We start from the raw sequence: 19322 nt of genomic DNA, 5'->3' as shown, positions 1-19322 counted from the left end.
AAGCGTTTTTGTGTGTTAAAATGACCGCCGTTTTATTTATATAACACATTTAATTCCACTTTTTCGCCTTCCCGCTTATAATCAATTCGTTCAATCAATTTCTTGAAGCCTTCATTCTTTTCACGGGTCGAAAGATTCCCTTCGAATAGTTCCTTCAAGTTAATTTCAGTCCAACGCTTCATTCGTTCCTTTTTCTTTGCTTCGTCAATAAATTCATTTGATTGGGAAAATCGTTCAACCTCTTTTTCCGCAGCTTTAATTTTTTGTTCTTCGGCTTTTTTCCTTTTTTCGAATTCCTTTCGGTCAATCATTCCGTCGATAAATAATTCCTTTATCCGTTCAATCCGTTGGTTTGCTTTTTCAATCGCTTCAATTTGAAGTGCAATCAACGCCTTGCCGCCCCGATTTCGGCGTTTTGGGGCGTCTTGGGTCTTACTGAACAATCTTGCTGCAAAGTCTTCCATATCGTCCCGTAACGCCCTTAGAATGACGTCTTCGGAACAACCTTGATTCTTGTTGCAGCGGTTAATGCCGTCGGGAAGAATATGACGGCACTTTTTCAAATAAACACGATTCTTTGGGTCACGATACCACGAAATTCCATGACCACAAAAAGCACACTTTGAGATTCCCGAAAGTATATATTCGCCTTTTCGGGCACGGTGCGGAACAAGACGGGTTTCTTCAAGCCGTTGAACTATATACCAATGTTGTTCATCGGTCTTCAACGGTTCATGCTGCCCTTTGACCTTGATAACCTTTGACGGGTCGTTTTCACGGTAATGATGACCGTTCACCCGCCGAAATTTGCCGTGGAAGACATAACCAAGATGAAATTCGTGTTTCAAAAGTCTTGCCGTTTGAGATTGCCGCCAAACCGCATTAGGTTTCCCCGAAATTGTTGGGATTCCTTCGACGTTGAATCGTTGGGCGATTTCTTCCGTTGAAAGACCTTCTTCAAGGAATAGTGTCAACAAGTAGTTGTATATTTTACGCCCGTTTTCGTCAACCTTGACCGTCCTTGTATTTCGATCGTAGTAATAAGGAAAGGGCGGCTTTCCGTTGGTAAATTTCCCTTCCTTCGTTCCGTTGATTTTCCCTTGCTTCAAGCGTTTCTTTATTTGGCGATATTCTTGTCGGGCAATTAACGATTCAAACTCGGAAAGCATTTCGGAAGATTCTTCGTTCAAATCATAGGTTCTATTTGGCGTCACGATAAGTGTATCGGATTCTTTAAAGATTTCGTTAATGATTCCAGCGTCTTTTTGGCTTCCACGTGTCAAGCGGTCAAAAGCAACGACAAGCACGGCGTCAAATGCACCAGCTTCAACCTTATCCAGTAGTTCCATAAAAACGGGACGCCTTGAAATTGAATCCGCAGAACCGATTTCTTCATAAAATTCAACGTTTTTGAAACCATTCTTCGCATTGAATTCCTTCAATTGTAGACGGTGTTTTGAAAGAGTGTCTTCCGTGTCCAAGTCTTCCCGTGATTTACGCAAGTAAGCAGCAATTCGACTATACTTGTTCAATCGTTCGGTCACGCAAATCATTCCTTTCGGTTGTTTTGATACGATAAAACTATTATAAGAATGAAATGTCAACTTGTAAACAAGAAAACAAAATTACATATTGCCGAAAATAAAAGAAACCCGTCAACAAACGGATTTCCATTTTCGGTCAACTTCTTCAACCGCTTCACTATATGCTGCTTTCACGAACTTAATAGTTTCAGTGTCGGGGCATTCGGTTTCAATATCCCAAAAATGAAAATGAACAGAATGTTCTTCGGTAATTACTTCGCCAAATGCAATTGCAATTTCCGAAATCAGTTTGTCGATTTCTTGATCGGCTTCACTAATAATATATCGGAAAGACAATTCTGGCAGCAAACACGCTTGGTGAAGTTTCCTTACAGTCACAGCGTACACAAGAATTGAACGTAATTGTTCATGAAGTGTAAGTAATGATTCTTTGGTTTCATGGATTACCAATTTCGTTTTCCCCCTTATGCATTATGTATCGCAAAAACTGTTGTTTGACCATAATTGACAATAAAAATTATATACGACAAGTTGTGTCAATGGCAACGATTTACAACCAAAATATAGAACGAAAGTACGAACAAAATATTAAGAACATTATACGAGAAATTAATGGAATTCTAATTGAATTTTAATCTTGTGAAACACCCGTTTAGTTCAAATATGTAAATGAAGGACAATCGAAGACACACGGTTGTCATTAAAAAATTAAACGTCTTGCGATATAATGCAGGGTTAAAACAATATAGGACGAATGAACCCGTTGGCGAATCGTAAAGACGTTTCTAAGAAAATTTTCGTATGTGTCCTTGTTAAAATATCGAACAGTTGAATAAATAGATTCTTCGAATTAGGGTTGTAACGTTTTATTCGCTGGATTGTAACGATTTGGCGACAATGACGTTGTAACCATTTCGTGACAATAACAATATCTATTTTCTTAACAAAATCAAAATTTATATAACAAGAATAAAAGCATTATAATTTGCGAAGCAAATTTCCCGAAGGGATTATAAACGAAGATTGAAACGTTAATTGTTTCGAAGATTGTTACGTTAATAACGTTAATAGCGATAATCACGAAGATTGATTCGAAGATATTGTTGCGAATAGGGATTCGAAGATTGAACGTAGATTGTTCGAATAGATTGTCGTTTATAGGAGCGTTATCAACGTAAATATCCGAATTATTATTTCGAAGTGAATGTCCGAAATTACGAAGTAAAAACGTCAAAAGTGACATTAGAAAATTGAACGTTGAGATACGAAAAATTGACGTTTGGAAGACGGAAATTATGCGTTGGTGAAACGCTGAAAAACGCTGATTTCATGCGGGTTTGAGGTTTCGAAAGGGAAACGTTTTGGGACGTTGGGAAACGTTGAGAATAACGCTTCAAATATCCGTAGAACGCTGTCTTTGGACGTCACTTCCGAAAACTTCGATTAAGGGGGAATCGAAAAATGAGTAAAGTCGATATGACGCAATTCAGTGAAAAACAAATCATTGCTATTGGTCTATTGTCGCAGCCAAACAAAGCGGGATTCAGTTTCGAAGAAATTGCTGAACAAGCTGGCGTTTCCGTTCGTCAATTGCACCGCTGGCGAAAACAACCCGAATTCAAACAAGCGATAATCGAACAATCCCTTGAAAACGTCAAGGAAGTATTACCGAACGTTTTGAAGGCACACACGAAACAAGCTGAACGTGGCAATATTAAAGCGATTGAATTGTTTTATAAATTGTTTGGGCTGCTTGTGGAACGTCAAGAAATCGAACAGACCGTGCACAACAAAGACAAGGACAACGACCAGCTTGCGAAAGACCTTGCCGATTTGAAATCGCTGATTGACGAAGCAAAGGCGGAATAATTGCCGCCGCTGCATTACATATTTTATTGTTGAATATCCGTCATATAATATAAACTATACGACCAATCATAAATTGGGACGGAATAAAAACGTTGACGTATCAAGGACTTGCGAAAATAATTTGTCGTATATTTATTTTATAAATTTATTTTTCGTCGTATAAAGTAAATATTCTAGTTGCATTACATGACGAATATTTATATAATAAAAACGTAAACAAGATTACAAGTATACGAAAGGAAGACGAAGTAATGAACAACGAACAAGTAATCGAAAAATTCGTTGCAATCATGAAGGACAAATGCAAAAGCCAAAATACAATTAAGAATTATCTGTCCGACTTAAAAATCTTCGCTGATTTTATGGGGGCAGCACGGGGGGACGGGGTAGCGGCCGCCGTGAAGAATGATATCAAAAAATATACACAACAACTCGAAAAGTCGGGACTAGCGAAAACCACCGTAAACCGACGCTTACAAACACTTCGGACGTTCTATTCTTCTTTAATCGAAGCGGGAATCCTAAACGAAAATCCAACGGAAGAAATCAAAGCGGCGAAAATAGCCCGACAAAACGAAACAAAATGGTTGGAACGTCACCAAGTCAAAGCGATCTTTGCGGCGATAGACGCAACAAAACAAGGCGAAGGGAAAAGGACGTTACAAAGGGCAATCTTTTCGGTTTTGGTTAATTGCGGTTTACGTGTCCAAGAACTTTGCGATATCAAAATGAGCGATATTGATTGGCAAAGCGGCTTGATTTCAGTCGTTGGTAAAGGCGGCAAGTTCCGCAAAGTTCCGTTTAATGCTGCAACGCAAAGGGCGGTCAAGAAATGGCTGCAATATCGGGACGTTGACACCGAATATCTATTCCATTCGGAACGTTCACCGTTTATGACGCCCCGTGCGATTCAACACATGACAAAGAACTTGTCGGAAAAATTGAATTTTACCTTTACCGTTCACCAATTACGACACACGGCGTTGAAAAATATCGCCGATACAACGGGAAGAATCGAAATTGTCGCTTCGGTTGCCGGTCATGAAAATGTTAATACGTCAAAACGTTATATAGAACCATCGTTGAAGGAAATTGCCGACGCAATGAAAGATTCTGAATATGATTTCTGATGTTGTTAAACAAATGAATAGTCGAATTATTATATGCCGTCCCTTTGGGGCGGTTTTTATTTTATAAGAAGGGGGAATGTTTATGGCCTATGTAACAACTGACTCAACGTATTATTCACCAAAGGCGACTTCCGTTGATATTTACGCAAATTGTGTTCCTTACAACACGTCAATTATTTCTTATGCGAAGGTTTCTTTGGTTCACAAATCAACGGGCAACACAATCGTCTTGAATACGGTTGTCGGTCTAACTGGATACACTGACTTCCGAAATTCGCTAGATATTTATTCTTCCGACCCACGTGGAACGTATTATGTTTATGTCGTTTGGTACACTTCCAGCGGAAGCATTGTTTGCACGGCGAAGTCTAGCGATATTTATTTGACAAGCTAACGCAAAGGGGCGTCCCTTTGGGGGCGTCCATATTTTTTTGTTGAAAACTTGTTTACGTTTTGATAAATTAATTACATAAATTTGACATTCTTGGGGGAATCAAATATGAAAAGAACTATGACAATTCTTCTTGGTGCTGGCCTAGTTGTTTCTGGAATCTTCGGCGTGAATGTCGTAAAAGGCGAAGCTAATATTGAACCAGTAACAAGAAGCAACGTTTTTACGGTTGACGGTAAAAACCTTGAATCTTCGGTGATTGAACTTCAAAAGGAAACGCCGCAGCATTTGAATAACTCGGCGATCGAAACGAAATTCAAAGACGAATCTTATTCTTTTTCGTTAGGTCTTAAATTTAAGGATTACAAAAAGAACGTCGCATATAAAAACGAAGAAATGGCGAAGCAGCGTTTGCAATCGGTAACGGATTACTTGAACCAATTAACGAAGAATGGAACGGATTTTTCCGAAGCTGCTTGGCTGCAAGACGATAATGAATGGACGAAGTTTGTTGAAGACGTCGGCCGATTGAAATATGAGGATTTCGCAGAATCCGAAGCACTAAACGATATTAATGTTGCTGGTGCGTTAATTTTACAAGCTGAACGGTATTATGACGAACCGTCTTTGCGTTATCTTTATGAAGTAATTTCCGACTTGAATTCGGGCGTCAACGGCGGGACGGTAAAATTTAACGTGACCGGGTCGTTTGGTAACGAAGTAAAATCCCAGGAAATTCACGATTATTTAAAATCGAAAATTTAAGCACGGGCGGGGGGCAAGGGGGCAACCCCGCCTTATTTTTTGAAATCATAAAAACTTTTTGCGTAAATTCTCCTTTTTTGAATTTTAATATTATAAAATATGAAAGTATTAAATTTGAAAGGGGAAAATTGCATTGAACGCTATTACAATTTCGATTATTTCATTATGTGTTGCTATCGTTGCACTTGTTTTCAATGTAAGCAAATTTTTTATTGATTTGTCTGACCGTAACGAAAAAAGAAAACAAGAAAAACTAAAAGCAATGAAAGCAGAATTACACGTTTCGCTAATCAAGCCTAATTTGGTTATTCAAAACGTGGGACAATGTGACGCCTATATTCAAGACATATTGATTGGCGACGTTTCTTGGAAAGATTCGAAGCTGTTTCTTGAAGATAAACCATCTTTAATAAAGAAGGGACAGCCGCCCAGAACTTTTAAAATAACGGCTTCACACGACAATCCATATCCTTCATACATAACTATTAAATATGCAGACCAATATTCACGGAAACATATGAACACAACACACGAAGAAGACTTTGAACTATAAAGGGCGCCCTTTATTTGGTCACTAGCAGCGGGAACGAATACGCAGAGCTTACGAAGAAGTTTAAAAGCAAATTGACTGAAATGGATAATTCATTATAAAGAACGGCGGGGAATAATCCCCGCCGTTTTTTACAGATATGAAAGTATAAAATTTCTTATTTAAAAAACATTAAGTGGTTATCCTGTTATCCTCTATGAACCCAAAAAAGGGGGATATACTGATCTGTCATTTTCGTTACTCGTTATCTTTAATTAGATTTTCATCTGAAAAGGTTTTTGAAAGATTGGCACATTGATACGGTTCTTGGCTACACAAATTCCGTTACTAACGATGTAGCATTCTACGTAATGAGGTCCATTAAAGGAAGAGGGCTCTACTTTTTGGGAAGTCCCTTTAACAATTTCTCCTCTTTGCATTTTCCTTGTAACAGCTTCTGGCCCACGATTTCGAACCTTCCAATAAATAGAATAATTTATACCTTTTTCTTCTACCTCATTTACGTCTATATAAAATTTAAGTTCCCTTTTATGTAGCAAAGGTATTTTATCTCTTATAATCTTACGCAGTGAACCTTCACGAAACCCATTTGCCTTTACATCACATTCAATTTTCAATCTATACTTGATATCAACTCGAAACATTTCTTCAATGAATTGCTCGTTATTACCACGCAAAGCATAAGAACTAAGTTCAGCTTTTTGCACAACTTCAGGAGCAGGAAAATTAATACCGAATATTTCCTGTAATTTCTCGTAAAGGTCTTCACTTTCTTCTGTTAGATCTTTTATTTTATTGTATGCCTTCTCTGCTTTGTCTATAAAATCTTTACCTTTATCATAAACGTGTTGTTTACTTCCTAAAGCTTGCCAATACTTTTGTTCTTTACTTTGACCTTTAAGATACAAAAATAAATCTTTAAATAGGAACAAATAATCCTCAAACGTTGCTGTCACATAATCAGGATATTTGTTAAAAAACTTATGAACCAATGTATCTACTAATAATCCCCCCATCTTAAATCCAATGTTATTTTTCCATGCGCGAACCATTTGACAAATATATTTAAAGTGACCATTAGTATGGTCAATCATATATTCACTTTCCCCAATCTCTACCATAGGGTCTGTTCGCTTCCACGTACCTCCGTTGTTAGAATCTGGATATTTGTAACTACCATCACTATTTTCAAATGCTGGACATATTTCTACTTCATAATTGGAAAAGGTTATGACAACAACTTGTCCATCTCCACGTACTATAATACTTTCATTTGGATATCGTTTTCTTATCTGAGCCTTTACATCCTGTAACAAAGCTGATTGGCCGTTACCTTTATACTCATCATATTGTTTGAATTTTGATTTAGGAAGTACAAACAACATATCCATGTCACTGATACCATTAATTGCAGTTTTACGCCCTAACGACCCCACTTTATAACCGTGATCTTCCTCACTGGTACTGCCATCGTAATAGCTCATATTTAAGCGCTTGGTGATGGTTCTAAATTTTGTATCAATATCGTTTAGATTATCTAATTGAAGGGAGTTTACAAACTCCTCAAATGATTCAGCTAACAAATGGTAACTCCCCCTTGAAAATGTATACCCATGTAGGAATAGCAAGTATAATTACAACGACAAACACAATAAACGATGTAGGTATTTTATCTCTAAATAACTTAAAATTCTTCTGCTCGTCAATCCAGTCAATCTGCATTTGTCTAAAGAATTTATAGTGTGCATACCAATCGCTTGCAAAGATTTGATTACTCATACTGATTGAATAATATTGATTCATAATAGCTGCCATTTCTCGTTCTTCATTTTCAAATTCTGTCGCTGTAGAGCTTTGAACTTTGAAGTACAGATGTCTTAGCTCATTAAAGAGCTGAGTCATTTTTATGCCTTGTTGATTATATTTTTCTTTTTCATTGTTAAACGGAGTAATTGTCATTCCCATTATGCTTGCCATAATTAAGACTGTTGATATTCCAGTATCAAAAGGACCATCAGGATAAGCAAGCTGCCCTACTCCAATTAACAATCCTATTAATGAAATAATTCCTGGAACTTTTGAAATAATATCGTAAGTTGCAAAGTTCTTCTTTGCTCCAAAACCTACGTTGTAGCCGTTAGTGGCTAATTCTTTTAATAGCTCATCTTTTCCTAATCCAGCCAATAGATATCAATCCCTTCCTAAACCGTAAGACATATAATACCTTTTAATTATAACAATTTTACTAGAAATATAGCTCCAATTACTTATAATTTTTCCAAATTTTATTTTTAAAAATCGAATTTTAATGATATCAAAGTGTAATAACTTATAATTAACTTTGTTAAGAATTGTAATTAAACGAACGAGATTTGTAAACATGTTGACTTGTTTACGATTTATTTATATAATAAAAGTGTAAACAAGATTACAAATAAACGAAAGGGGAAATCGCAAATGAAACTAATGACAAAGGAAATCGAAAGAAGACTTCCACGACTTTACGAAACAGAAGAAATCGAAACGGGTGAAAAGACCGCACAAGTCAAGTATTTTTGTATGACAAATAGTTGGACTTGGTACGGCGTAGAATACGACCCACAAGAAAGATTGTTCTTCGGTTTGGTTGAGGGATTCGAACGTGAATGGGGATACTTCTCATTAGATGAATTCGAACAAATTAACGCACAATATAGAGTTCCGATTATTGAACGTGATTACTTCTTCGAACCTACAAAAATAAAAGATTTAGGCTTGTAAAATCATGAGGCGGTGGGGCAGTCTATTGCCTTTGTAAACTAGTACACAAGATTACGAGAAATGTGAATTAATTGGGCGTCGGTTGTTTCCGCAACCATCGCCCGTAAGTAAACAAGATTACGAAAGGGTTCGCAATCAAACAAAATTATATTACATACGTACAAATGGGTCAATTGTACGAAAAATTATTTGACTTATTTCTACTAGATTTCGTTCTTTGATTATAACCAGATTTCATCATTTTATGTAATTCATCAGTTGGGCGTCCATTTATTACATTTCTAATATAATCAAAATCTACTGGTTGACCATTTCTAGTAATTCCACGGCTTTGTAAAATACGAACAACTTGTGCAATGCTATTTTCGAATGCGTACTCTTTGATGATTAGTTTTTCAAGTGTATCGGCTTCATAGTTTTCGACCAGTTCAATATAAAATTGAAGTCTTTTTATTTCTTCTTTTGCCTTTCTTACGGTAATCAATTTTGTTGGCATTCTGTCACCTCCTTAAAAGAAAATTTCTACAAATATAACTTTTCACCTTTTGACAAATATATGAACTATTTTACGAAACCAATCACTTAGCCTTGTTCTTTCACTTGTTGGAACATTTATGACATGTATACGAACACAAGGCGTTGCCCTTTGCTGCTGGAAAGCGGGGGCAGCGTCTTTTTATTTTGGGCGCAAGGGGTGATTATATGGGCGAAACGGTTGGTATTGTTGACCGAAGATATATAAAGAACAAAGACGAACGGTGGAAGCGTATCAAGATTCTTGCGGAAATCTTGGACACATTTCGGATTTTAGCAGCGCAAGGCAAACTTCCCGATTCGAAGAAGGCTTTGGCGTATGACTATAAGGAAGAATTCGAAGCATTAAACCGAATCGACCGAAGTGAACGAGATATCTTGTTCTTTGCTTACGAATATTTTTCCGAAGAACGCAATCCCGAAAATCAAGGGAACTTGATTCCAGCGGGCGTGAGGATCGAAGACGCACCCGATTTTCATATTGAGTTGACCGATATCTTGAACGTGGTATCAAACGAAGAAATCAACAAAAGAATCGCTTGGAGTGCCCCACGTGGTCACGCAAAATCGGCCTATCTTTCGAACGTGTTCCCGCTACACCAAACGATTTTTGAAAAGCGGAAATATATCTTGATTATTTCGGAAACCGATTCGGCAGCGAAAAAATTCGTTGAATGGATCGGAAACGAATTGAAGTTCAACGAAAAACTTCGCCGTGATTTTGGAGAAATCTTATCGCCTAACAAAATGATGAACGATAAAGACAATCAAGAAGCGTTCATGACTTCAACGGGAACGTTGGTTGAATCGGCTTCAATTGGAAAACAATTGCGTGGTAAACGTAACGGTGCACACCGTCCAGATTTGGTTATTTGCGATGACTTGGAATCTAGCAAAAACACCAACACGGCGGAACTTATTGCCAAAAATATTGATTGGTTTGACAAAGTTGTCCTTCCTATCGGCGACCCCGCAAGAACGGCGTTTGTTTATATGGGGACAACGGTTGTTGCTGCTGGTTTGCTTCAACATGTCATGCAAAAAGCGGATTTCCAATCAAAACGGTTTGCTGCTATTATATCGCCGCCCGAACGTGGCGACCTTTGGGACGAACTTGAAACAGTTCTTCGGGACGTGGAAAACCCGAACCGATTGGAAGAAGCAAAGCAATTCTATTATTCCAACCGTGAAGAAATGGACAAAGGCGTTCAAGTTCTTTGGGAAGGTCGTTGGAAGTATTTTGATTTGATCGTTCAAAAAGCGAATATGACTTCAAGGGCATTCAATTCCGAATTTATGAACAATCCAATCGACACGGAAAACGCAATCTTCAAGCTGGATTCATTGACCTATTTCGATTATGACGAATTGAACGAAAAGAAAAAGCACTTCGAATATTATTCCGCTTGGGATATCGCACTTGGAAAGAACAATCGAAGTGACTACAACGCAATAGTGACCGTTGCCCGTGATAAAAGAACGGGCGTTTTTTATGTCGTGGACACCTGGGCGAAAAAAGTTCCAGCACACGAAGCACTTGAACAAGCGTTGAAAATCATGCGGAAGTTCAAGCCGAAGGTCTTTGCCGTTGAAACGGTTGCAGCTCAACACGACTTCTATCGTCAATTAAAAGACGCAATGACAAAGCGGGGCATTTATGGAACGAAGCTGCACCCGATTGTTTCCCGAACCAAGAAGGAGGAACGAATCGAAATGCTTGAACCGCTTGTTGAAAACGGGGCTTTGCGTTTCATGCGTCACCAACGCTTGTTGTTAGAACAATTAGAACAATTTCCAAATGGAACGAATGACGACCTTCCCGATTCGCTTCAAATGGCGGTTGAAGTCGGCACACGCATGAAGCGGCGGACTTATTACAAGAAACCGAAAGGATTATAAGGGGGGAAATAAACGATGTCACTATTTGAGAAAGGGGGTTACTTTCCACCGCAAGGACACAAGAAGCGAATTTTAAAATATAACGAAAACAAGAAATTATTTAAGGGCGAACACTATGACGTTTTCGAACGATTTCAAAAGCTGCCTTCCGATTCGCTTTATATTTCCGTCAACATTGCGGGCTTGATTTGTAAGAAATCGGCGGACTTTTTATTCGGTGAATCACCAACGTTTTCGGCGGGGAAAGAAGACGATTCACCCGAACAACAAAAGCTGGACGAATGGGTACGTGAAAACAATCTTCCAATGAAGTTGCAGCAATCCGCAACGGGAAATGCTTTTCGTGGGGACGCATTTTTCAAAGTTCGTTGGGGTCAAAAATGGAACGGTAAAGTTCCCGAAGTATTCGATCCGTTCCGAATCATCATCGAACTTCAAAATCCCGCTTATGTATTCCCCGAAACAAGTGCGGGTGACGCTTCCGTAATTGAAGCATATCACATTGCGTTCCCGACCGTTGTTGCGGGCAGCGGCGACCAAGATTGGATTTTGAAAGTTGAATCACACTATCCAAATAAAATTGTTTATCGTAAGTTCGAAATGAATCCATTTGAAACAAAGGGAATTGACGTCGTTGAATGGAAACTTGGAAACGAAATCAAATCGGCTTATCGAGAAGTTGAAACGGGCGTTCCGTTCCCGCTAGTCGTTCACATTCCGAACTATACAACGGACGACGATTGGGAAGGACTCGACGACCTATCCGAACACAAGCCGTTGTTTGACGAATTGAATCGTCGTTTGACCGCAATTTCTCAAATCCTAGACAAACACGCAGACCCCGCAATTGCCGTTCCGACGGGCGTACTTGGGGAAGACGAATGGGGCAATCCAACCTTCGTCGTGGGTCGTGATAAAGTTTTCGAAGTTATGGGGAAAGACGACGTGATTCCGCAATATATTACGTGGAACGGTCAACTTCAATCCGCATTCGAAGAAATTGATAGGATTACCGAACTGATATTGACCAACGCCGAAATTCCTTCCGTTGCACTTGGTAAAGGGGACGCAGGAACTTCGGGGTCTTCGGGTCTTGCAATTAAGTTCCGAATGAACTCTTTGCTGGCGAAAATCAATCGTAAACGTCAATTCTATGATAAAGGATTGAAGGAATTGTTCATGATTTGCCAATTAGTTGAGGACGCCAAACTTGGCAGCAAAAAGGGGTATGAATTTTTTGAAGTCAAAATTCACTTCAAAGATGGACTTCCACAAGACGACGCCGAACTTGCAAATATCATGAACGTTCGCACGGGCGGAAAGGCAACTATTTCGGCAAAGACGGCACTAATGCGTTTGGACGGTCTAACCGAAGAACAAGCGGAAGCAGAATTGAAACGAATCGAAGAAGAAGCAGAAAAGGAAAACGAACGAGCTTCCAGCATGTTTGCAAATCCTTCCGCTTTCCAAACGTCGCTTGAAGAAGATGATTCCGAAGAAACTGCACAACAAGACGAAACCGAAGGCGGGGAATAATCCCCGTCTTTTCTTTTTGGGGGGTGATATTGCATGGCTCAACCACGTTGGGACATTCCGCTTCCGACCTACAATCGGGACGTGAACGAACTTGTTCGAATCTATAAAAATGCAATTCTTGAAGTTATTGCGATTCTTGAAAGTATGTCAACACGTGGGTCGGAAAAAGATATTTCACGGGCACAAATGAACGCCGTTCTTGCACAATTGGCGGTGCTGCTTGGTCAAGTTGATAAAGACGCCGAAGCGTGGGTCAAAGAACGAATCAAGGAAGCGTTTATCAACGGTCAAGTTGAAGCGTTGGTCACAATTGGCGAAGCCAAAACACTTGATGAAGCCCGTTCCATGATTTCTGGGGCTGCAATGTCGGCGTTGGTCATGGAATCAATTGACGCTTTAATGGCGGACACCTTCGAAGATTTGCTTTACGCAAACAACAAAATGAAGCAATCGACAATCAAAATGGTTCGTGCGGTTGTTGCAGAACAAATGAAGGCAAAAGCAGCGGCGGGAATGGGTCGAAATACAACCCGAAAAGCAATCGTTGCGGCGTTGAACAAGAAGGACATTCGGGATCGTTTCAACGTTGAAGGAAACGTCGCAATCGTTGATAGGGCGGGGCGTCGCTGGAAACTTGAAACCTATGCGGAAATGGTCACACGAACAAAAATGCTGCAAGCACACACCGAAGGAACACGGGTTGAAGCGTTGGAAAGGGGCGTTGACCTTGCGATTATTTCTTCGCACAATGCAGACGACTCTTGCCGTAAGTTCGAAGGACAAATCATTTCTTTAAACGGTCACACGGAAGGGTTCATGACTTATGACGAATTACGTCGTTCCAATCTTATATTTCACCCGAATTGTCGTCACAAAGTCACGCCGATTCGTGATATCAATTTGTTGCCCGAAGCCGTTCGAAAGAAGTTCGAGGAAGGTCAAAAGGAAGCAAAAGCAGTACTTCGGGCAGCAAAAAAGAAGAAATAAAAAATTTTTTCAACTTTTTCTTGTGAAAGTGTCACACGGTTGAATTGTTTGATTGAATTGGATTTCGTCAATTCCATGACCTCGGGTTGTGGCTTTGCGAAATTCCGATTCCTTCCAAAATATATGTCCGTCGTGGGGCGTGACCACGTAAAAAGCCGGAGACAAGGGGGAAAGAAAATATGTTCAAAAACTCACTATTACCATTAGATTTACAATTCTTCGCAGCAGACACAGGAAGCGAAGGCGGCGGAGGAAGTAACGAAGACAATACAAATCCAAACGGTCAATCTTCCGACGGGAAGGAAAACACGGAAACAAAGACTGAAAAGCAAGAACACATGATTCCAAAAAGTCGTTTTGACGAAGTGAATAACGCTTATAAGGCAATGAAATCCGAACTTGATAAGCTAAAAGCTGCACAAGAAGAAGCCGATAAGGAACGTCAAAAGAAAGAACAAGAAGAAGCTGAAAAACGTGGCGAATTCGAAGGTCTTTATAACAAAGCGAAATCAGACGTTGAAAATCTAAAAGGTGAAAACAAAGCAGCAAAAGCACGGATTGAAGTATTGGAAGGTGTTATCAACGATCTTCTTACAAAGAAACTAGAATCCATTGACAAAGAATATCACGACTTGATTCCCGAAGGCATGAAGCCGGAACAAAAACTTGCTTGGGTATCAAATGCCGAAGCAAAAGGTTTATTCGGTAAACGCTCCACAAGCGAACCACTTGGCGAACAAACCAATCCGAAAGGAAATCAAGAAGTTGATATAAATAAAATGAATCCACTTCAAATGTTACTTTCGGGGTACGGCAGAAAGTAAAACAAGATATCCGTTTGTTCGGGTATCTTTTTTATTTGGTAAAAGTGTAAACAAGTTTTCTTGTAAACGGACTTTAAAGGGGGGAAACCACAATGCGGGAAAATTACGAAGGATTTGGTTTAACTTTAACCGAACAAAACCTATCAAGTGACACGCTTCAACGTGGCGTTGTTAGCATTTTCGCACAGACTTCACCCGTTATAGAACTACTTCCATTTATGACTATTGCGGGTAACTCTTATCAATACAATCAAGAAGAAACACTTCCAAATGTTGATTTCCGTAAAGTAGGTGATGGATATACACCTTCAAGCGGTACGGTTAAACAAAAACAAGAAAGCCTTATGATCTTAGGGGGCGACGTAGATGTTGATAAATTCGTTGCTCAAACATTAGGTAACATTAACAACCAACGTGCGGTTCAAACAAACTTAAAGTCAAAAGCTATTGCAAAAACATTCTCACAAGTATTCTTCAAAGGCGACAATTCTAAACCTGAAACACCACTTGTGTTTAACGGTCTTGATGTTCGTATAGCAAACAACGGTCAAGAACTTGTTGCTGGTGCTAACGGTGCTTTCTTAACAATTGAAATGCTTCACGAATTACTTGATATGGTTGAAGGCGGCGCAGACGTTTTATTCATGTCAAAAGCAATGCGTCGTGAAATGCAAAAACTTCTTGAACACCAATCACACTATATTCAAGTTGGTAAAGACAACTTCGGTCGTCCAATTGAATATTTTGGTGACGTTCAAATCCGCACACTTGACGAAGATATTATCGGATTCAATGAAACTATCGGCGACCCAGCAAACGGCGGAAAAACTGATTCTGGTTCAATCTATGCCATCAAGTTCGGGGCACAAGAAGCAATTAGCGGTTTAACAAACGGTGGCGTACAAGTTTACGACTTGGGCGAAATCGACGCAAAGCCTGTTTATAGAACTCGTATTGAATTCTATTGCGGACTTGCCGATTTCCACCCAAAAGCTGCTGCACGTCTAAAAGGTATTCTCCGTAACACTACCGTTACTGCTTAATTAAATAACTGATCGCATTGGGGCGGCGGGCTGAATAGCCCCCGTCCCTTTTTTTATTTTTCTTTCGAAGGGGGCGAAACGATATGGCAATTAAAGTTAGCGTTAGAAATAAAGACTTTAACGGATATCGTGGCGGCGTTTATTTTAAAAACGGCGTTGGTGTTTTCGAAGACGAAGCAAAAGGTCGTTCATTAGCTCATTCTTTCGGATATGAAATCGTTGAAGAAGAAAAGAAAGACGAAGACAAGAAAGAAGCACCGAAAAAGGCTTCACGCAAGAAAGCGAAGAAGGACGAAGAATAATTTCGGGGGTGTAGCAAATGGCGGTTGATTTAGCGACGGCGGACAAATATTTTTCCGAATCAGTTCTTCATAATGACGCTTGGGTCAACGCCGACAATGATTCCAAGCAAAGGGCGTTGAATAACGCTTCAAATATTCTTTCCCGACACTATCGAAACCGCACGATTCCCGACGAAGCGGTCTTCGAACAAGCAATTTGGTTGTTGAAGATTTCCGAAGCAAGGAAACAAGCTGAACAAGGCGTTACGTCCTATTCGGTTGATGGAATTTCCGTTTCCCTTTCGCAAGTTGACCGCACAATTGCACAGCCCGTTTTGCAAATTATGGGTCGTCGTGTTGGTCGTTCCGAAAGCGGTCGTCAAGGCTATATCGTTTCAAGTGACCCGTATATTCAATCACGTTTGGGGCGTGTTTCTGAATGATTCCAACCCCGCACAAAATTGAACTATTGAAAGCGGGCGAACTTGACGCATGGGGCGATCCAACTATTTCGGAAACGATTCAACTTGACGGAAATCTTCGGACGGAAACAAAGGTTGTAAAGGACGCCAACGGGGAAGACGTTCTTTCCAGCTACACGATTCTTTTTGTCGGCTTCGTGGATGTAACCTTGAACGACAAAATCCGTTTCACCGAACCAAACGGCCAAGTCGTTGAAAAAGCACCAATTCAATTGAAATTTATGCGTGATCTTGACGGTTCGGTCGGGTTCACGAAGGTTGTGTTGTAAATGGAATTTGAAATGACTGTTAATGCACGGGACTTCCTTTCACAAATTAGATTGACTGATAGGCGGGCAATGGAAGCGGCAGAAGTTGCAATGAATGACGTCGTTGACGAATTGATTCGTATTGCTTCAGAAATCACCCCGTTTGATAAAGGTACTTTGTCCCGTTCGCATACGAAAAAGATTGAAGTTCTTGCGGGCGACGTAAAAGCCCAAGTCGAATTTTCTATCCGTGAAGGTGATTTCAATTACGCCTTATGGATTCATGAAGGAATTTACAATCACGGCGAAGGGACTATGCGTCGCGGCGGAACGACCGGCTGGTCGGGAAAACATTACTATGTCGGTAGAAAGTATTTGGAACGTCCATTGAAAGGCGAAGAAGAAGCGTTCTATCAACACATTGCAAATAAAATTAAAGAAGCGGTCGGGGGTTGATATAAATGAACGTTCAAGACGTAATTTCTTTCGTTTCACAAAACGTTCCCTTCAAGTATTATCCGAACCAATTCCCGAAAAGTGACAACGAAGATTGCGGCTTTGTACGTTTGGACGGCGGTCAATCGCCCGACAAATATATTCTTGGACTAAAAACACCAAGTATTCAAATTGTTGTCCGTCACGAAAAGGGAAGCGAAGCGGAACGAATTTCAAAAGAAATTTGGAAGTTGTTTCACGGGAAGGAACATTTCACGATTGGAAACGCAAAAGTCTATTTTTCAAGTTGCGACCAATCCGAACCGATCTTTTTAGATAAAGACAATAACGGTCGGACGATTTATTCAATAAAAGTGACTTGTAAAATTAGCGAATAGACCAATTCTTGAACGAAGGGGGTCGTCACTAATATGAAAATCAAGTTCATTGAAATAAAAAACGGTGAAAAGTTTGTTCACAACGAAAAGGTCGTGAACGTTGGTGATGTTATTGACGTTCCGAAAGAAAGTGCGAAGATTTTAGTCGCACGGGGAAATGCGGAACTTGTCAAGGAAGCACCGAAGAAAACAAAAGAGGAATCTATTGAATAAAGGGGGTCTTGTAAATGGCTGATATTGCAAACGTTCAAATCGGCGTTCAAAAGCTGACTTATGGCGGCGAAGATTTGGGGCACACAAACGGCGGTTGCGAATTTTCTTACGAACCCGAATACACCGATATTGTCGTTGACTTATACGGAAACACAGTCGTTGACAAAGCGTTGACGGGCGAAGTTGTAAAAGTAACCGTTCCGCTTGCCGAAGTTACGCTTGAAAAACTAAAAAATGCAATTCCAACTGGAACGCTTGTAACGGACGCAACAACCCAAAAGCAAAAATTAAAAATCGGCTCAACGGCTGGAAAGCGTCTTTCCGCACAAGCGAAAGAACTTGTTCTTCACCCGTCTTGGCTTCCAGCAGACGACAAAACATTCGATATCAAACTTCACAAAGCGGTTATTACTTCCGAAGTCGCCCTTCCATATCGTAAGGACGAACAAACCGTATATGAAGTTGAATTTGTTGCATTGATTGACGAAACAAAAGAAGACGGCGGATTACTTGCCGTTATCGGTGACGATTCAATCGTTGGTTAATGAAATAGACGTCCTTCGGGGCGTCTTTTCTTTTTGATAAAGTCGCCTTCGGACTATAAACGAAGGAAGGAATCGGCATTTCTCAAAACCACAAAACGAAGGGGGAATTGAACATGAGTATTGAAAAAGCACTTCCAAAATCAAAAATCGTTGTAATTGGTGACGAAAAAATCGAAATCAAAAAACTTCCGCTTGGTAAATATGCGGAACTTATGCTTGCACTAAAAAACATGCCTTCTAGTGTTGTCAAAGAAATGCAATCTATTGATACAAGCAACGAAGAAGCAACGATTCAAGCGATCTTCGGATTGTTCGGTCAAGCGTGGGGTCAAGTTCTTGATATTCTTGCGATTGGTTCGGGTATCGACAAAGACCGTATCGAAAACGACCCCGAAATTGGTCTTGACGGCGGTGTCGAATTATTCCTTGCAATCTATGAAGTGAACAATCTTCAAAAGGTTGTGAGCCAAATAAAAAACGCAATCAACCGTTCGACGAAGTAACGTCGGGCGGTTCGGCTTCAAACGAAGAAGAATGGTTATTTGACGTCGTTCATGTTCTTGCGAAAGAATATGGTTGGTCAAAGCGAACAATCCTTGAAGAAATGTACTATGACGAAATTGAATTTTATATCAAGCGAATTCGCCGTGACCAAGTAAATGAACGGTTGACCGACCTTGCGATTGCACACAACCCGAACGCCAAAGACCCGAACAAATTGGTGAATTCGTTCAAAAAATCGTTGCAAGAAATAGACGGAAAGGCGTACTTGAACAAAGAACGAATGACAAAACAAGACGAAATGAATTTAAGGGAAATCGCCCGACGTATGAAGGCAAATGCTGAAAAACGACGTCGTGGGTGATTCCCTTTTTTATTTGTATTGGG

General features: G+C 39.9%; 25 protein-coding genes. 20 read left to right on the top strand and 5 right to left on the bottom strand.

What is annotated here, in order from left to right:
• Nucleotides 1–32: 32 nt before the first annotated feature.
• Together AC3ANV_RS21030 and AC3ANV_RS21025 are read right to left on the bottom strand one after the other, a co-directional pair.
• Nucleotides 33–1544, bottom strand: coding sequence for a recombinase family protein (locus AC3ANV_RS21030; protein ID WP_488310612.1), 1512 nt, complete (start codon nucleotides 1542–1544; stop codon nucleotides 33–35).
• Nucleotides 1545–1655: 111 nt separating this feature from the next.
• Nucleotides 1656–1994 carry a hypothetical protein gene (locus AC3ANV_RS21025; RefSeq protein ID WP_488310611.1) on the bottom strand — a complete coding sequence of 113 codons (339 nt, stop codon included), beginning with the start codon at nucleotides 1992–1994 and terminating at the stop codon, nucleotides 1656–1658.
• Between the two features lie 1011 nt (nucleotides 1995–3005).
• Between AC3ANV_RS21025 and AC3ANV_RS21020 the strand changes: the two genes are divergently transcribed.
• The 5 genes from AC3ANV_RS21020 to AC3ANV_RS21000 all read left to right on the top strand — a co-directional run bounded on the left by AC3ANV_RS21020 (nucleotide 3006) and on the right by AC3ANV_RS21000 (nucleotide 6252).
• On the top strand, nucleotides 3006–3413 hold the full coding sequence (locus AC3ANV_RS21020; protein WP_488310610.1) for a phBC6A51 family helix-turn-helix protein: 408 nt from the start codon (nucleotides 3006–3008) through the stop codon (nucleotides 3411–3413).
• A gap of 251 nt (nucleotides 3414–3664) precedes the next feature.
• A complete protein-coding gene (locus AC3ANV_RS21015; protein ID WP_488310609.1) occupies nucleotides 3665–4543 on the top strand; it encodes a tyrosine-type recombinase/integrase in 879 nt (292 codons plus the stop codon).
• Between the two features lie 82 nt (nucleotides 4544–4625).
• Nucleotides 4626–4937, top strand: coding sequence for a hypothetical protein (locus AC3ANV_RS21010; protein ID WP_488310608.1), 312 nt, complete (start codon nucleotides 4626–4628; stop codon nucleotides 4935–4937).
• Between the two features lie 105 nt (nucleotides 4938–5042).
• Nucleotides 5043–5699, top strand: a complete 657-nt coding sequence (locus tag AC3ANV_RS21005) for a hypothetical protein (RefSeq protein ID WP_488310607.1) — start codon at nucleotides 5043–5045, stop codon at nucleotides 5697–5699.
• Between the two features lie 133 nt (nucleotides 5700–5832).
• The gene (locus AC3ANV_RS21000; protein WP_488310606.1) at nucleotides 5833–6252 is read left to right on the top strand and encodes a hypothetical protein; all 420 of its coding nucleotides are present in this window, start codon (nucleotides 5833–5835) and stop codon (nucleotides 6250–6252) included.
• A gap of 251 nt (nucleotides 6253–6503) precedes the next feature.
• Here the strand turns inward: AC3ANV_RS21000 and AC3ANV_RS20995 are convergent, their stop codons facing one another.
• Both AC3ANV_RS20995 and AC3ANV_RS20990 read right to left on the bottom strand, forming a co-directional pair.
• Nucleotides 6504–7832 carry a nucleotide-binding domain-containing protein gene (locus AC3ANV_RS20995; RefSeq protein WP_488310605.1) on the bottom strand — a complete coding sequence of 443 codons (1329 nt, stop codon included), beginning with the start codon at nucleotides 7830–7832 and terminating at the stop codon, nucleotides 6504–6506.
• The gene (locus tag AC3ANV_RS20990; protein ID WP_488310604.1) at nucleotides 7822–8433 is read right to left on the bottom strand and encodes an SLATT domain-containing protein; all 612 of its coding nucleotides are present in this window, start codon (nucleotides 8431–8433) and stop codon (nucleotides 7822–7824) included. The genes AC3ANV_RS20995 and AC3ANV_RS20990 overlap by 11 nt, the downstream gene beginning before the upstream one ends.
• Before the next feature lie 273 nt (nucleotides 8434–8706).
• On the opposite strand from AC3ANV_RS20990, the gene AC3ANV_RS20985 reads away from it, so the two are divergent.
• Entirely contained in the window at nucleotides 8707–9009 is a 303-nt protein-coding gene (locus AC3ANV_RS20985) for a DUF2958 domain-containing protein (RefSeq protein WP_488310603.1), read from the top strand.
• Nucleotides 9010–9178: 169 nt separating this feature from the next.
• Here the strand turns inward: AC3ANV_RS20985 and AC3ANV_RS20980 are convergent, their stop codons facing one another.
• On the bottom strand, nucleotides 9179–9505 hold the full coding sequence (locus tag AC3ANV_RS20980) for a hypothetical protein (RefSeq protein WP_488310602.1): 327 nt from the start codon (nucleotides 9503–9505) through the stop codon (nucleotides 9179–9181).
• Nucleotides 9506–9690: 185 nt separating this feature from the next.
• Between AC3ANV_RS20980 and terL the strand changes: the two genes are divergently transcribed.
• The 14 genes from terL to AC3ANV_RS20910 all read left to right on the top strand — a co-directional run bounded on the left by terL (nucleotide 9691) and on the right by AC3ANV_RS20910 (nucleotide 19299).
• Nucleotides 9691–11442, top strand: coding sequence for a phage terminase large subunit (gene terL / locus AC3ANV_RS20975; RefSeq protein WP_488310601.1), 1752 nt, complete (start codon nucleotides 9691–9693; stop codon nucleotides 11440–11442).
• A gap of 15 nt (nucleotides 11443–11457) precedes the next feature.
• Nucleotides 11458–12978, top strand: a complete 1521-nt coding sequence (locus AC3ANV_RS20970) for a phage portal protein (RefSeq protein ID WP_488310600.1) — start codon at nucleotides 11458–11460, stop codon at nucleotides 12976–12978.
• A 33-nt stretch (nucleotides 12979–13011) separates the two neighbouring features.
• Entirely contained in the window at nucleotides 13012–13965 is a 954-nt protein-coding gene (locus tag AC3ANV_RS20965) for a phage minor capsid protein (RefSeq protein ID WP_488310599.1), read from the top strand.
• 179 nt (nucleotides 13966–14144) lie between these two features.
• Nucleotides 14145–14789: a hypothetical protein gene (locus tag AC3ANV_RS20960; RefSeq protein WP_488310598.1), complete on the top strand. Its 645-nt coding sequence runs from the start codon at nucleotides 14145–14147 to the stop codon at nucleotides 14787–14789.
• Between the two features lie 92 nt (nucleotides 14790–14881).
• The gene (locus tag AC3ANV_RS20955; protein WP_488310597.1) at nucleotides 14882–15832 is read left to right on the top strand and encodes a major capsid protein; all 951 of its coding nucleotides are present in this window, start codon (nucleotides 14882–14884) and stop codon (nucleotides 15830–15832) included.
• A gap of 83 nt (nucleotides 15833–15915) precedes the next feature.
• Nucleotides 15916–16134, top strand: coding sequence for a hypothetical protein (locus AC3ANV_RS20950; RefSeq protein ID WP_488310596.1), 219 nt, complete (start codon nucleotides 15916–15918; stop codon nucleotides 16132–16134).
• A gap of 17 nt (nucleotides 16135–16151) precedes the next feature.
• A complete protein-coding gene (locus AC3ANV_RS20945) occupies nucleotides 16152–16556 on the top strand; it encodes a hypothetical protein (protein WP_488310595.1) in 405 nt (134 codons plus the stop codon).
• Entirely contained in the window at nucleotides 16553–16864 is a 312-nt protein-coding gene (locus AC3ANV_RS20940) for a hypothetical protein (RefSeq protein WP_488310594.1), read from the top strand. Before AC3ANV_RS20945 ends, AC3ANV_RS20940 begins: the two co-directional genes overlap by 4 nt.
• A 12-nt stretch (nucleotides 16865–16876) precedes the next feature.
• Nucleotides 16877–17299, top strand: coding sequence for a hypothetical protein (locus AC3ANV_RS20935; RefSeq protein ID WP_488310593.1), 423 nt, complete (start codon nucleotides 16877–16879; stop codon nucleotides 17297–17299).
• 5 nt (nucleotides 17300–17304) lie between these two features.
• Nucleotides 17305–17676 carry a minor capsid protein gene (locus tag AC3ANV_RS20930; protein ID WP_488310592.1) on the top strand — a complete coding sequence of 124 codons (372 nt, stop codon included), beginning with the start codon at nucleotides 17305–17307 and terminating at the stop codon, nucleotides 17674–17676.
• A 33-nt stretch (nucleotides 17677–17709) separates the two neighbouring features.
• Complete coding sequence (locus AC3ANV_RS20925; RefSeq protein ID WP_488310591.1) at nucleotides 17710–17889, top strand: hypothetical protein; 180 nt, start codon at nucleotides 17710–17712, stop codon at nucleotides 17887–17889.
• Nucleotides 17890–17903: 14 nt separating this feature from the next.
• Nucleotides 17904–18434: a hypothetical protein gene (locus tag AC3ANV_RS20920; protein ID WP_488310590.1), complete on the top strand. Its 531-nt coding sequence runs from the start codon at nucleotides 17904–17906 to the stop codon at nucleotides 18432–18434.
• 113 nt (nucleotides 18435–18547) lie between these two features.
• A complete protein-coding gene (locus AC3ANV_RS20915) occupies nucleotides 18548–18937 on the top strand; it encodes a hypothetical protein (protein ID WP_488310589.1) in 390 nt (129 codons plus the stop codon).
• Between the two features lie 101 nt (nucleotides 18938–19038).
• The gene (locus AC3ANV_RS20910) at nucleotides 19039–19299 is read left to right on the top strand and encodes a hypothetical protein (RefSeq protein ID WP_488310588.1); all 261 of its coding nucleotides are present in this window, start codon (nucleotides 19039–19041) and stop codon (nucleotides 19297–19299) included.
• The last annotated feature ends 23 nt before the right edge of the window (nucleotides 19300–19322 follow it).

It is taken from the genome of Neobacillus sp. DFD-2R, from assembly GCF_057747865.1.
The sequence above is the reverse complement of the archived record's forward strand: the minus strand, read 5'-3'. Positions and strand labels throughout refer to the sequence as shown.